At 31.7% G+C, this 13,310-nt stretch carries 11 protein-coding genes and 2 tRNA genes; 8 read left to right on the top strand and 5 right to left on the bottom strand.

Features of this window, described 5'->3' with window-relative positions:
* Positions 1-103: 103 nt before the first annotated feature.
* Positions 104-1,135, top strand: coding sequence for a LacI family DNA-binding transcriptional regulator (locus DFQ10_RS12735; protein WP_115817820.1), 1,032 nt, complete (start codon positions 104-106; stop codon positions 1,133-1,135).
* 198 nt (positions 1,136-1,333) lie between these two features.
* Here the strand turns inward: DFQ10_RS12735 and DFQ10_RS12730 are convergent.
* From DFQ10_RS12730 to mutS, 3 genes are all read right to left on the bottom strand, one after another.
* A tRNA-Leu gene (locus DFQ10_RS12730) sits at positions 1,334-1,417 on the bottom strand.
* A gap of 45 nt (positions 1,418-1,462) precedes the next feature.
* Positions 1,463-1,534: transfer RNA gene (locus tag DFQ10_RS12725), tRNA-Gly, on the bottom strand.
* 94 nt (positions 1,535-1,628) lie between these two features.
* A complete protein-coding gene (mutS, locus tag DFQ10_RS12720; RefSeq protein WP_115817819.1) occupies positions 1,629-4,241 on the bottom strand; it encodes a DNA mismatch repair protein MutS in 2,613 nt (870 codons plus the stop codon).
* Between the two features lie 364 nt (positions 4,242-4,605).
* On the opposite strand from mutS, the gene DFQ10_RS12715 reads away from it, so the two are divergent.
* Positions 4,606-5,145, top strand: coding sequence for an RNA methyltransferase (locus tag DFQ10_RS12715; protein ID WP_115817818.1), 540 nt, complete (start codon positions 4,606-4,608; stop codon positions 5,143-5,145).
* A 325-nt stretch (positions 5,146-5,470) separates the two neighbouring features.
* Positions 5,471-6,127: a class I SAM-dependent methyltransferase gene (locus tag DFQ10_RS12710; RefSeq protein WP_115817999.1), complete on the top strand. Its 657-nt coding sequence runs from the start codon at positions 5,471-5,473 to the stop codon at positions 6,125-6,127.
* Between the two features lie 55 nt (positions 6,128-6,182).
* Here the strand turns inward: DFQ10_RS12710 and folK are convergent, their stop codons facing one another.
* A complete protein-coding gene (gene folK / locus DFQ10_RS12705; RefSeq protein WP_115817817.1) occupies positions 6,183-7,331 on the bottom strand; it encodes a 2-amino-4-hydroxy-6-hydroxymethyldihydropteridine diphosphokinase in 1,149 nt (382 codons plus the stop codon).
* Positions 7,332-7,402: 71 nt separating this feature from the next.
* Between folK and DFQ10_RS12700 the strand changes: the two genes are divergently transcribed.
* The 5 genes from DFQ10_RS12700 (at position 7,403) to DFQ10_RS12680 (ending at position 12,958) form a co-directional block, all read left to right on the top strand.
* Complete coding sequence (locus DFQ10_RS12700) at positions 7,403-8,107, top strand: queuosine precursor transporter (protein ID WP_115817816.1); 705 nt, start codon at positions 7,403-7,405, stop codon at positions 8,105-8,107.
* 110 nt (positions 8,108-8,217) lie between these two features.
* A complete protein-coding gene (locus DFQ10_RS12695; RefSeq protein WP_115817815.1) occupies positions 8,218-10,881 on the top strand; it encodes an AsmA-like C-terminal region-containing protein in 2,664 nt (887 codons plus the stop codon).
* Positions 10,882-10,997: 116 nt separating this feature from the next.
* Entirely contained in the window at positions 10,998-11,861 is an 864-nt protein-coding gene (locus DFQ10_RS12690; RefSeq protein ID WP_115817814.1) for a sigma-70 family RNA polymerase sigma factor, read from the top strand.
* Between the two features lie 184 nt (positions 11,862-12,045).
* The gene (rpsU, locus tag DFQ10_RS12685) at positions 12,046-12,240 is read left to right on the top strand and encodes a 30S ribosomal protein S21 (RefSeq protein ID WP_115817813.1); all 195 of its coding nucleotides are present in this window, start codon (positions 12,046-12,048) and stop codon (positions 12,238-12,240) included.
* A gap of 202 nt (positions 12,241-12,442) precedes the next feature.
* On the top strand, positions 12,443-12,958 hold the full coding sequence (locus tag DFQ10_RS12680) for a gamma carbonic anhydrase family protein (protein WP_115817812.1): 516 nt from the start codon (positions 12,443-12,445) through the stop codon (positions 12,956-12,958).
* Positions 12,959-12,961: 3 nt separating this feature from the next.
* Here DFQ10_RS12680 and DFQ10_RS12675 read toward each other — a convergent pair whose 3' ends face one another.
* Positions 12,962-13,309, bottom strand: coding sequence for a GTPase (locus DFQ10_RS12675; protein ID WP_115817811.1), 348 nt, complete (start codon positions 13,307-13,309; stop codon positions 12,962-12,964).
* Position 13,310 lies beyond the last annotated feature (1 nt).

The raw sequence follows: 13,310 nt of genomic DNA, 5'->3' as shown, positions 1-13,310 counted from the left end.
TGAAAATATTATCAATTCACTAAGTTTACACCATAAATGTTGCGAAATAATTAAGCAAACGTTTGCGGAAACGTTTGCAATTACATTTTATTAAATATATGTTATGAAAAAAAAGGTTACAACCTTAAAAATGTTAGCTCAAGCATTAAACCTATCAATTTCAACAGTTTCTAGAGCTCTCAACGATCATCCTGATATTAGTAATGACACTAAGGAAAAAGTTAAACGTTTGGCGCAATCAATGAATTATATTCCAAACATTTTTGCTAAAGGGTTTAGAAAACATAAATCCAACATAATTGGTATCATCGTTCCTAATATTACACATTATTTTACAACCACCATTATCCGTGGAGTACTTGAAGAAGCGTCTATACAAGGCTATCGTGTTATTATTTCAGAATCAAATAATGATGTAGAAAAACAAAAAGAAATGCTTAATACTATGTTACAATTTGGTGTGGATGGCATTTTAGCTTCATTAACAAAAATGACTAAAGAGATTACTCATGTACTGCCAATCATTAATGCTGTGCCTTTAATATTATTTGATAAAGTATCAGATAAAATACCTTGCACTCAAATCACCATTAATGACGAAGAAGCTGCTTTCAATGTTGTTGAACATCTTATTAATATTGGTAAAAAAAGAATCGCTATTATTAAAGAAAGAGAGTTTTCTTATACTTCAGAAAAAAGATATGCTGGATATCTAAAAGCATTAAAAGCTCATCAAATTGAAGTTGATGAAAAAATTATTATTAGTGTTGATGACATTTCTTTAAAACAAGGAAGAAGAATGACCAACAGTTTATTGAGTCTCAAAAAAAAGCCTGACGCCATTTTTGCTATAACAGATAGTGCTGCAATAGGTGTAATTCAAACACTTAAAAAATTCAATATTAAGATTCCTGAAGATATTGCCGTTGTTGGGTTTAGTAACTCTATAAATTCTACTATTATTGAGCCTATGTTAACTACAGTGAATCAACCAGGCAATACTATCGGAAAAACCGCGATCAAATATTTAATAAAAGAAATAGAAAATGATGATTCAAACCATATTTCTATGCATAAAACAGTAGAAATAAAAACAGAATTAATTGTTAGAGAATCAACGTTTAAAATTTCATAATCCGTTATAAACACAGAAAGTCCCCTTAATATAAATTATCTAAAGACGATGGATAAATGTTGTATCCGTTTTATGTCTAAATAAGAAATGTTAATCTAAAAAATAAGATATTTTTTTTATCTTAGAAATATACTTTAAAAATAACTTTTCGAATACTTCTAAAACAAAAAAGCCTCTATCTTTCGATAAAGGCTTTAGTACTGAAGACGGGACTTGAACCCGTACGTCCTAATGGACATTGGATTTTAAGTCCAACGTGTCTACCAATTCCACCACTTCAGCATCTAGGTTACAGCTGCAACCTAATTGGTATATTTTAATGAATAGAGCGAAAGACGGGATTTGAACCCGCGACCTCCACCTTGGCAAGGTGATGCTCTACCCCTGAGCTACTTTCGCAGTTTTTAAAGAACTATTCGCTCTGAAAGCGGATGCAAATTTATAATTTTTATTATAAAAGCAAAGCCTTTTTTAAAAATAAATTTATTTTTTTTTAAGCTTGCTTTTTCTTGATCAACATTCGCTTAATTTCATTAAGTTTCATTAAAGCTTCTACAGGCGTAAGCGTATCAATATCAGTGTGTAAAATCTCATCTTTTATTTCTATCAATAAAGGGTCATCCAAATTAAAGAAACTCAATTGTAAATCGTCTTTTATACTTTTTACCTTATCTGTTAGTTCTTCACTAGAATGTGACTTCTCTAATTTAGATAAAATTTTGTTTGCACGTCTAATTACTTGCTGAGGCATTCCTGCCATTTTTGCAACATGAATCCCAAAACTATGCTCACTTCCTCCTTCAACTAGCTTTCTAACAAAAAGCACGTTATCTTTTAATTCCTTTACAGCAACATTAAAGTTTTTAATACGACCAAAAGTTTCAGTCATTTCATTTAACTCATGGTAATGTGTAGCAAATAATGTTTTTGGTTTAGATGGATGCTCGTGTAAATACTCACTAATTGCCCAAGCAATAGAAATACCATCATAAGTACTCGTTCCTCTTCCTATTTCATCTAACAACACCAAACTTCGGTCTGAAATATTATTAAGAATAGAAGCAGTCTCATTCATCTCTACCATAAAAGTAGATTCTCCCATCGAAATGTTATCACTTGCTCCTACTCTAGTAAAAATCTTATCCACTAAACCGATTCTAGCTTCACCTGCTGGCACAAAACTTCCAATCTGTGCTAGTAATACAATTAAAGCCGTTTGCCTTAAAATTGCCGACTTACCAGACATGTTAGGACCAGTAATCATAATTATTTGCTGAGACTCTCTGTCTAGAAACAAATCGTTAGCAATATAAGGTTCTCCTATTGGTAATTGCTTTTCAATGACTGGATGACGACCATCTTTAATTTCTAAATCAAAACTATCATCAATTTGTGGATAGGTATATTTATTCGCTTTTGCCAAACTTGCAAAACCACATAAACAATCTAATTGCCCAATGAGTTGTGCATTTTGTTGCACCGAAATAATAAATTGATGCATCCACTGCACTAATTCTGAAAACAATTTTTGCTCAATAACAGAAATACGTTCTTCGGCTCCTAATATTTTAGATTCGTATTCTTTAAGTTCTTCAGTAATGTATCTTTCGGCATTTACAAGCGTTTGCTTTCTAATCCATTCTTCTGGAACCTTATCTTTATGAGAATTTCTTACTTCAATATAATAGCCAAAAACGTTGTTTGAAGCTATTTTTAACGATGTGATACCCGTACGTTCACTTTCGCGCTTCAACATATTATCTAAATAGGTTTTTCCAGATTGCGATAAACCTCTTAATTCATCCAATTCTTCAGAAAAACCTGCTGCAATGGTGCTTCCTTTTAAAATGTTTACTGGTGCATCTTCATTTAAAGTTTCCTTTATTTTATCACGCAGCAAATCACAGCGATGTAGATTATCACCCAATACTTTTAACGCTTCGTTCTCACAAGTTTCAGCAACTGACTTAATAGGAACAATAGCTTCTAATGAGTTTTTAAGCTGAATCACTTCACGTGGACTCACTTTAGTCGTGGCAATTTTTGAAATGAGACGTTCTATGTCTCCAATATGTTTTATTTGTCCTTGAATATCTTGAAGCACAGTTTCATTCTCTAACAAATACTTCACCACTTCGTGACGTTGTTTTATTTTCTCAGCATGTTTTAGCGGCAGTGCCAACCAACGTTTAAGCATACGTCCTCCCATTGCAGAAATCGTTTTATCAATCACGTTGATTAACGTTACTGCGTTTGCATTAGTAGAATTATAAAGTTCTAAATTACGAATGGTGAATTTATCCATCCAAACATAATCATCAGTTGCTATTCTAGAAATTGTAGCAATATGCTCTAACTTATTATGACGTGTTTCCCCTAAATAATGAAGAACCACTCCAGAAGCTATAATGCCTTCATACAAATCTTCAATACCAAAACCTTTTAATGTTTTAGTGTTGAAATGTTTGGTTAAGGTTTCATTGGCATAATCGGCTTGAAATACCCAATCTTCCAAATAAAACGTATGAAAATCATTTCCGAAAGCTTCAGAAAACACTTTTCGGCTTTGTTTTGAAATTAAAACTTCACTTGGATTAAAATTCTGAAGTAACTTATCAATATACTCAGCATTGCCTTGAGAGGTTAAAAATTCACCTGTTGAAATATCTAAAAACGCCACTCCAATACGTTGCTTGTCAAAATAAACAGCTGCTAAAAAGTTATTAGATTTTGAATGTAAAATATCATCATTAAAAGCCACTCCAGGTGTTACCAATTCTGTAACACCACGTTTTACAATAGTTTTGGTTTGCTTTGGGTCTTCTAACTGGTCGCAAATAGCAACACGCTCACCTGCTCTTACCAATTTTGGCAAATAAGTATTTAAAGAATGATGCGGAAAACCGGCCAATTCTATTTCACTTTCACTACCAGCTCCACGTTTGGTTAAAATAATATCTAGAATTTTAGATGCCTTTACAGCATCGCTACCAAAGGTTTCGTAAAAATCACCAACTCGGAATAATAATAAGGCATCAGGATATTTAACCTTGATGGCATTATACTGCTTCATTAATGGTGTTACTTTTTTTGCGGATTTTGCCAATGGTAATCTGGTATTAAGTTATATTTTTGCTTAGACTATTTTCAGAATTGCAAGTTTGCTAAATTACTTATATTTTAAGGTTTTTTGAAGCCGAAAAACTAGAAGTTATTTACAAGTGTTGATAACGGCGTGCCAACTGACCTAGCTGGTTTTTAAAAACTTTATTGGTATCGTAGAATAGAAAAACACCCCTAAAGTCCCCTCAAGGGGACAATTGTTAAAAATATCTTTCTGATTTTTTTAACCGCAACAGTGAGACTGTACCCTTGAGGATTAGTGAGAAATAAAATATATTTTGTTTTGAAACTACCGAGCGAAGCTCATTAGGGGTGTTTCAAAATTTAATTAAAAAAATTAAGTACAGTTGAAAAGAAAACTAAAAAACGAAGAATTAGACCGATTAGAAATTTCAGAATTTAAAGATGCTGAAAAATCACCAATCATAATTATTTTAGACAATATTAGAAGTCTCAACAATATTGGTTCTGTGTTTAGAACAAGTGACGCTTTTTTAATAGAAAAGATTTACCTCTGCGGTATCACGGCACAGCCACCACATAATGATATTAGGAAAACAGCTCTAGGAAGTACAGAAACGGTAGATTGGGAATATGCAGAAAACACCTTAGACGTTGTTGAAAAGCTTAAAGCAGAAGACGTAAACATTTGCTCAATTGAACAAGCCGAAAACGCAACCATGCTCAATGATTTTAAACCTCAATCCAACAAAAAATATGCTTTTGTTTTTGGTAACGAAGTTAAAGGTGTTGACCAAAACGTAGTTGACGCAAGTGATGTAGTAATTGAAATTCCGCAATATGGAACTAAGCACTCCTTAAATATCTCCGTGAGTTGTGGTGTTGTGATTTGGGATGTGTTTAGTAAGATGAAAAAGCCCATCTAAATCTTCCCAACGAGCAGACTTTCACTCAATACTGTCATTCCTACTCAGGCAGGAATCTAATAAAGATATTGATATAAAACATATCATAATTAAGTAATAACAACAATGAAGCAGTTCACTAAAAAAGTAATTGATATTTTCTTTTGGCTTCTTAAATGGACAATAATATCTATAATTACGATTGCGATTATTTATCTTGGATGGATGTCTTATGGTGGTATAGAACTATAATGGGCAGTCTTCATTTTACATTTTATCCTACTTTTATATATAGTTTTCATAAAAACAATAGATTCCTGTCTTCGCAGGAATGACAAAAAATAAAATGACCAAAAAACAAAAACAACCTTGGCCAACAAAAGACGTAATGAATCAGATTTATGATTTACATCTTTGGGGTGGAAAGGATTTTGATTTTTATTCGGGTTTTGGTTCTCATAACATTAAAATTGTTGAACCTTACCTACATAGTGTTTCTACGTTTTTAAAAACACATAACAATTCTCTTACTGTTTGCGATTTAGGTTGTGGTGATTTCAATATTGGAAAACAACTCGCTAAACATACCAAAAACTATATTGGAATTGATATCGTCGAAAATCTCATTGAAAGAAACAAAACATTATTTAAAGATAAAAACTTAGAGTTTCAGTGTTTAGATATTGTAGAAGATGAATTACCAAAAGCAGATTGTATTATTCTAAGACAGGTTTTACAACACTTATCTAATACTGAAATCTTAAAAGTCGTTGAAAAACTAACGAATTATAAATACATCATTCTCACCGAACACTTACCAGTTGCTGATTTTGAACCAAATAAAGATATTATTTCTGGTCAAGGGATTAGAATCAAAAAAAATAGTGGTGTTAACTTATTGGAAGCGCCTTTTAATTTGAAAATTGAAGAACAGAAAATTTTGAATGAAACTATTCTGGAAGACCATAAAGGTATAATCGTAACAACTATTTATACTTTATAAATGGTTACACTAAGAATAGATTCTGAATCGAGCTCAGAATGACAAAATTAAACGCTTATTGCTCACTGCTTAACGAAGCCTCATTAATCTCTGTCAACAACCATAAATAATCAGCACGGTTCTTAACAAAATCTTTTTCTGAAACATCAATAATCTTAACATTCATTTCGGGTTGACTTTTTAAGAATTCAAGATAACCAGAATTGATTTTATCTAAATAATCGTCTTTTATATCCTTTTCGTAATTACGTCCTCGCTTTTTAATATTAGCCTGTAAACGTTCGGTATTTTGATATAAGTAGATGTATAAATCTGGCTTTGCAATATCCTTGTAAACTTGGTAGAACAGTTTGCGGTACAAACGAAATTCATCTTCTGGCAAGGTTACCTTAGAGAATACGAGCGACTTATTTACATCATAATCACTAACCATAAAATCTTTAAACAAATCTAATTGCGATAAATCGTCACTAATTTGTTGATAACGGTCTGCTAAAAAAGACATTTCTAATGTAAACGCATAGCGTTCTGGCTCTTTATAGAATTTTGGTAAAAACGGATTATCTGCAAATCGCTCTAATATCAATTTAGCATTAAAATCGCTAGAAATCTTATTAGATAAACTTGTTTTCCCTGCACCAATGTTGCCTTCTATGGCAATATAATTATAGTTATTAAACGTGTACGATTTCTTAGGATTTTTCAACCAAATATTAACGTGCTCAATTACAGAACTATCATTACATTCCACCAATAAGGTTTCAATAGATTTATTTAAAACAGGATGTTTTAAGTCCTTTGCAACATCCAAAAGCGGTTGCAAAACAAATTTGCGATTTTGAAGCTGTGGATGCGGAAGAATCAAGGTTTTCTCTTCGATAATTTCGTCTTCAAAAAACAAAATATCTAAATCTATTTCGCGAGACTCATAACCTTTGCTTATTTTTGATTTCCTACCTAATTCAACCTCAATAGCCTGTAGTTCTCTGAGCACCTTTTTAGGTTTAAATTCCGTTACAACACTAATACAAGCGTTATAAAAATCATCGCCTTCAAATCCAAAAGCTGGTGTTTTATAAACTTTAGAAATCTTTTTTACAGCACCTATATGTACAAAAATAGCATCAATAGCAGATTGCAAATACTGCAACTTGTTGCCTTTGTTACTTCCTAATGCTATGTGAATTGTTTTAGTCGGTTTCATCGAAGGAACAAAATAACTAAAACAATTTTTATAACTTTACCTTTACTTAAACTATTTATTAACCATTTTCAATGTCACTAAAAGACAAGCTATTAGCACAACGTATTTACCTCTTACTTGGTGGCCTTTTTATAACCTCTCTCGTAGTTTCAAATTTAATCTTTCAAAAATTCTTTTATTGGCATCCTTTCGATGTAGAGATTTTTGGTTCAAAATTATTTGAAATCTCTGTTGGTATTTTACCGTATCCTATTACGTTTCTTATTACAGATTTAATTAGTGAGATTTATGGTAAAAAACGCGCTAACGATATTGTGGTTGTTGGTATTTTTGCATCGCTATTTTCACTTTTAATTGTATATACAGCTTCAAATGTACCAGCTACTGAATGGTCTTATGTAGACAACACAATGTTTAATACCGTTTTTGGTAATACGTCTTTAGCCGTTTTTGCTAGTATGCTAACGTATTTATTTGCTCAGTTTGTAGATATTCAAATCTATCATTTCTGGAAACGATTAACCAAAGGCAAACATTTGTGGCTGAGGAATAATTTTTCTACTTGGTTTTCTCAATTTGTTGACACTTTTACTATTGTCACGTTACTTTGTAGTTTCGGAATTATAGATTGGGCCAATTTTAAAGGCTTACTAATTAGTGGCTTTTTATTTAAAGTTATAGTCGCCTTGTTAGATACACCATTTTTATACTTAGGTGTGTATTTATTTAGAAAACGTTTCAAACTAAAAGTAAATGAGGAAATAAATTTACTATAACGATTAAACAAAACATTAAAATCTTCTTAAACTTGACAACAATAGCAACTTTTATGCGGAATTTTGCGTATATATAAAAGACGCTGTTTTAAAAAACACAAAAAGACCTTATGAAGAAATTTTTAAAAATTATTGGAATCGTTTTACTCATATTTATTGCGATTCTTATAGCTATACCTTTTGCTTTAGAATCTAAAATCGATACGATTGTTCAGAATTATGCAGATGAAAATTTAAATGCCGAATTATCCTTCGATGACATCAATTTAAGCCTTATCAGTAGCTTTCCGAAAGCAGAAGTTAGCGTTGAAAATTTAAAAATCACCAATCGTGCACCTTTTGAAGGTGAAACTTTAGCAACAGCAAAATCGTTATCTTTTGAAATGGGTGTAATGCAGTTATTAAAAGGAACTGAAGACCCATTAGAAATTAACGAAATTATCGCAGACGAGCTTCTTTTGGTTATTAAAACCAATAAAACAGGTGCTGTAAACTATGATATAGTAAAAGAAAGTGAAACAGATGCTGCACCTACAGAAACAGAAAGTTCTGGTGGTTTTAGTTTTGACATTGACAACTACGAGCTTAATAATAGTGCGTTTACTTATATTGATGACACTTCTAATTTAACCTTCTATTTAACAGAAATCAACCATAAAGGAACAGGAATTTTCTCTGGTGAAAAATCTGAATTAGACACCAACACAGAGGCAAATGTGACATTTGCTATGGATAGTACTGAATATTTAAGCAACAACAGTATTAAATTAGATGCGCTAATCGATTTAGACCTAGAGCAACAGAAATATACCTTCAAAGAAAACAAAGCCTACATCAATGCATTGCCTTTAGAGTTTGATGGATATGTTCAATTGGTTGAAGCTGGCCAGCAAATAGACATCACCTTTAAGAATCCAGAAGCTTCGTTTAAAGATTTCTTAGCCGTAATACCAAAGGCTTACGCAAAAGATATTGCAAATGTAAATACTACCGGAAATTTTACAGTCAACGGAATTATTAAAGGTTTGGTTTCAGAGGAAACGATTCCAACTTTAGACATCAATTTAAATTCAAGTAATGCATCTTTTAAATATCCTGACCTTCCAAAGAGCGTTAGAAATATTACAATTGATGCTTCTGTAAAAAACACAACAGGAAACGTTGACGATACTTTTGTAAATATTGATAAACTTAATTTTCAGATTGATGAAGATGTTTTTAAGTCTGAAATTCATGTTAAAAACCTAACTAAAAACCAGCAAATTGATGCTAAATTAGATGGTGTTTTAAATTTAGCGAACATCACAAAAGCGTATCCAGTAGAATTAGAAAATGAGTTGAGTGGTATTTTAAAAGGAAACATCAATACGTCTTTTGATATGAATGCGATTGAAACAAATGCTTATCAACGCATTAAAAATGTTGGTAGTGTTTCTATTTCAGATTTTATATTCTCTTCTGAAGATATTGTAAACCCTATTCAAATTAACAAAGCCGATTTAGCCTTTAAGCCAGGAACGGTAAGTTTGAACAGTTTTGATGCTTTAACAGGAAAAAGTGATTTTTCAGCCACAGGAACTATTAATAATTTATTAGGTTTTCTATTAAGCGACAAAAAACTTGAAGGTAATTTTAATGTAAATTCTAATACGTTTGCGATTTCAGATTTTATGTCTGAGGACGAAACAGCTACAGAATCATCTAATAAAACGACTTCAGAATCAGAATCACTTAAAATTCCAGATTTTTTAGATTGTACTATAACAGCCAACGCAAAAACTGTTATTTATGACAATCTCAACTTGAAGAATGTAAAAGGTCAATTATTAATAAAAGACCAAAATGCGAATCTAAAAAATATGACCACAGATATTTTTAATGGTCAATTAGGAATTTCTGGTAATGTCTCTACTAAAGCAGCCAAACCTGCTTTTGACATGAGTTTAGCGATGCAAAACTTCGATATTTCGCAATCATTTAAAGATTTAGATATGTTGAAGGCCTTAGCGCCAATTGCAAAAGTGCTTCAAGGAAAATTAAACTCTACAATAGATGTTAGCGGATTTTTAGACGAAAGCTTTTCACCTGATTTAAGTTCAATTTCTGGTAGTGCAATCGCTGATATTTTAACTAATAATATAGATGCTGCAAATAGCCCGTTGCTTTCAAGCTTAGATAGTAAATTAAGTTTTATAGATTTTAGTAAACTAGATTTAAAAGACCTTAAAACAAAATTAAGCTTTGAGAATGGACAAGTTTCTGTAAAACCATTTACTGTTAATTATAAAGACATACCAATTGTAGTGTCTGGATCTCATAGTTTTTCGAATTCAATGAATTATAGTGCTGTTTTTCAAGTACCAGCTAAATATTTAGGAAGTGATGTCAATCGTTTAATTGGAAAGATTAATGATAATGAAGTAAATAAACTTACTGTACCTGTTACGGCAAATATTGGTGGCACTTTTACAAGTCCTATTATACAAACAGATTTAACGTCTGGTGTTTCAAACTTAACGAAGCAATTAATTGAAATTGAAAAACAAAAATTAATTAACACAGGAAAAGATAAGGTTACCGATTTAATTGGTGGACTTTTAGGAGGAAACTCAAACACGACTAAAACAGATTCTACTACGACCACAATAGAAGACACAACTAAGCAAACAGCAGAAGATAAAGTTAAAGAAGGTGTAGGAAATATTTTGGGCGGACTCTTAGGCGGAAAGAAGAAATCAAAGGACACAAAAGCACAAGACTCAACTAAAAATTAACCGTTTATCGTCAAAAACAGCTTTTTTTCGTCAATATGTGTTAATAAACATACAATTATTTGGAAATCTAATTTATTAGGTTACATTGAAGGTTCACTAAATTTTAAATAGGATATATGAGGCAGTTAAAAATCACCAAGCAGGTTACCAACAGAGAAGACAAATCTTTAGATAAGTACTTACAGGACATCAGTAAGATTCCGTTGATAACAGCTGATGAAGAAGTGGAACTAGCACAGCTCATCAGAAAAGGTGATCAAGCAGCATTAGACAAATTAACAACAGCCAACTTAAGGTTTGTTGTATCTGTTGCAAAACAATACCAAAACCAAGGTTTAAAATTACCAGATTTAATTAATGAAGGTAACGCAGGTTTAGTAAAAGCAGCAAAACGTTTTGATGAAACTAGAGGTTTTAAGTTTATTTCTTATGCTGTATGGTGGATTAGACAAGCTATTTTACAGGCTTTAGCGGAACAATCTCGTATTGTACGTTTACCTTTAAACAAAATTGGTACTATTAATAAAATTAATAAAGCCTTTTCTCATTTAGAGCAGATAAACCAAAGACCACCAAATGCAGATGAAATTGCACGCGAATTAGACATTAGCGTTCGTGAAGTAAAACAGTCTATGAAAAATTCTGGTCGTCATTTATCAATGGATGCACCATTAAAAGATGGAGAAACTTTTAGTTTATATGATGTAGTTAGTTCTGGTGAGTCACCAAGACCTGACATGGCTTTAATGAAAGAATCTTTAAACACTGAAGTAGAACGTGCTCTAGAAACACTAACTCAAAAGGAAAGTGATGTGATTCGTTTGAATTTTGGAATTGGAGATCAACCACCTATGACGCTAGAAGAAATTGGAAGTATCTATGATTTAACTCGCGAACGTGTGAGACAAATTAGAGAAAAAGGTATTAGAAGATTAAGACACGCTAGTAAGAGTAAAATTTTAAAGACTTATTTAGGATAAAAACAATAGTATAATAGATTGCTATTTATAACTTAAGACATTGATTTTATGGTTTAAATGGCATTAAAAATACTAATCCAAAAAATAAATACTTAAAAATTTCATTTAATTTTTTATTTTCAAATAGTTAGCATATATTTGCCGACCATTTGCAAGAAATAGTTAACAAAAATATATCGATATAATGATTAAAATCGAAATCAAAGAAGGAGAAAATATAGAACGTGCACTTAAGCGTTACAAGCGTAAACACAGAAATGTGCAAATTATGCAAAACCTAAGAGAGAATCGTTATTTTGCTAAGCCTTCAGTTAAAAGAAGAAGAGAAATTCAGAAAGCTGAATACATTCAAGGTCTAAGAGACGCTGAAAACGTATAGTTTTCTCAATTATAAAATTTAGATTAAAGAGTAGCAGATATGCTGCTCTTTTTTTTGTGAAAAATTCTACAAATCTAAATTTTCATTTTATCTTTAGTACGTGTTAGCCTTGTATAAAGTTTCATATTTTTAAGGTTTCATATTTTTTTAAATGAGCATTCTATGTAATTATGCTCTAACCTAATTTTCAAAATAATAACATATGCCAGTTATAAAATCCGTAAGAGGAAATCATCCGCAAATCCCTGAAGATTGCTTCGTTGCAGAAAATGCAACTATTGTTGGGGAAGTTTCAATGGGAAAACAATGTAGTGTTTGGTTTAACGCTGTAATTAGAGGTGACGTTCATTTTATTAAAATGGGCAATAAAGTAAATATTCAAGATGGAGCCGTAATCCATGCAACCTACCAAAAATCACCTACAACCATTGGTAATAATGTATCCATAGGCCATAATGCGCTTGTACATGGTTGTACGATAAAAGATAATGTGCTTGTTGGTATGGGAAGTATCATTATGGACGATTGTGTCATAGAAAGCAATAGCATCATCGCTGCAGGTGCTGTAGTTACCAAAAATACCATAGTAGAATCCGGAAGCATTTATGCTGGTGTACCGGCCAAAAAAGTAAAAGACATTAGCAAAGAATTAATTTCTGGAGAAATTGACCGAATTGCAAATAACTATGTTAAGTATTCAAGCTGGTTTAAAGAGTAATTATTAAATACTAGATTTTAGTCGGCCTATTAAAGTTTCGACATTTGGAATATCATTTAAAACCTCTGGATTTAAAACGGTTGTGAGTTGATTCTTTTCTAATTTAAGTATGGTTGGATACAATAGCTTGACTTTTGGAAATATAATTTCAAACTCATCCTTGTGATAAAAAACCATATCAAATTGGCCTTCATCTCTAAATCTTTTCCATATTGCGTTTTCAGAAAAAACGTCATGTGTTAACGCACATAAACTACATTTATAAGATGAAGGACTAAAAAGCTTGTGTCCCACATCAAACAACGTATTTAACTTTCCTGAATTAGCATTGTAGACAAATAATAATTTCATA

This window comes from Winogradskyella eximia (genome assembly GCF_003386165.1).
Classification (GTDB): domain Bacteria; phylum Bacteroidota; class Bacteroidia; order Flavobacteriales; family Flavobacteriaceae; genus Winogradskyella; species Winogradskyella eximia.
This window is presented reverse-complemented; position numbering and strand designations above follow the sequence as displayed.

What these genes read in the sequence shown, in the direction of transcription:
- DFQ10_RS12735 (WP_115817820.1), top strand. Translation starts at nt 104, where the DNA reads ATGAAAAAAAAGGTTACAACCTTAAAAATGTTAGCTCAAGCATTAAAC.
- DFQ10_RS12710 (WP_115817999.1), top strand. Translation starts at nt 5,471, where the DNA reads ATGACCAAAAAACAAAAACAACCTTGGCCAACAAAAGACGTAATGAAT.
- folK (WP_115817817.1), bottom strand. Translation starts at nt 7,331, where the DNA reads ATGAAACCGACTAAAACAATTCACATAGCATTAGGAAGTAACAAAGGC.
- DFQ10_RS12700 (WP_115817816.1), top strand. Translation starts at nt 7,403, where the DNA reads ATGTCACTAAAAGACAAGCTATTAGCACAACGTATTTACCTCTTACTT.
- DFQ10_RS12695 (WP_115817815.1), top strand. Translation starts at nt 8,218, where the DNA reads ATGAAGAAATTTTTAAAAATTATTGGAATCGTTTTACTCATATTTATT.
- DFQ10_RS12690 (WP_115817814.1), top strand. Translation starts at nt 10,998, where the DNA reads ATGAGGCAGTTAAAAATCACCAAGCAGGTTACCAACAGAGAAGACAAA.
- rpsU (WP_115817813.1), top strand. Translation starts at nt 12,046, where the DNA reads ATGATTAAAATCGAAATCAAAGAAGGAGAAAATATAGAACGTGCACTT.
- DFQ10_RS12680 (WP_115817812.1), top strand. Translation starts at nt 12,443, where the DNA reads ATGCCAGTTATAAAATCCGTAAGAGGAAATCATCCGCAAATCCCTGAA.
- DFQ10_RS12675 (WP_115817811.1), bottom strand. Translation starts at nt 13,309, where the DNA reads ATGAAATTATTATTTGTCTACAATGCTAATTCAGGAAAGTTAAATACG.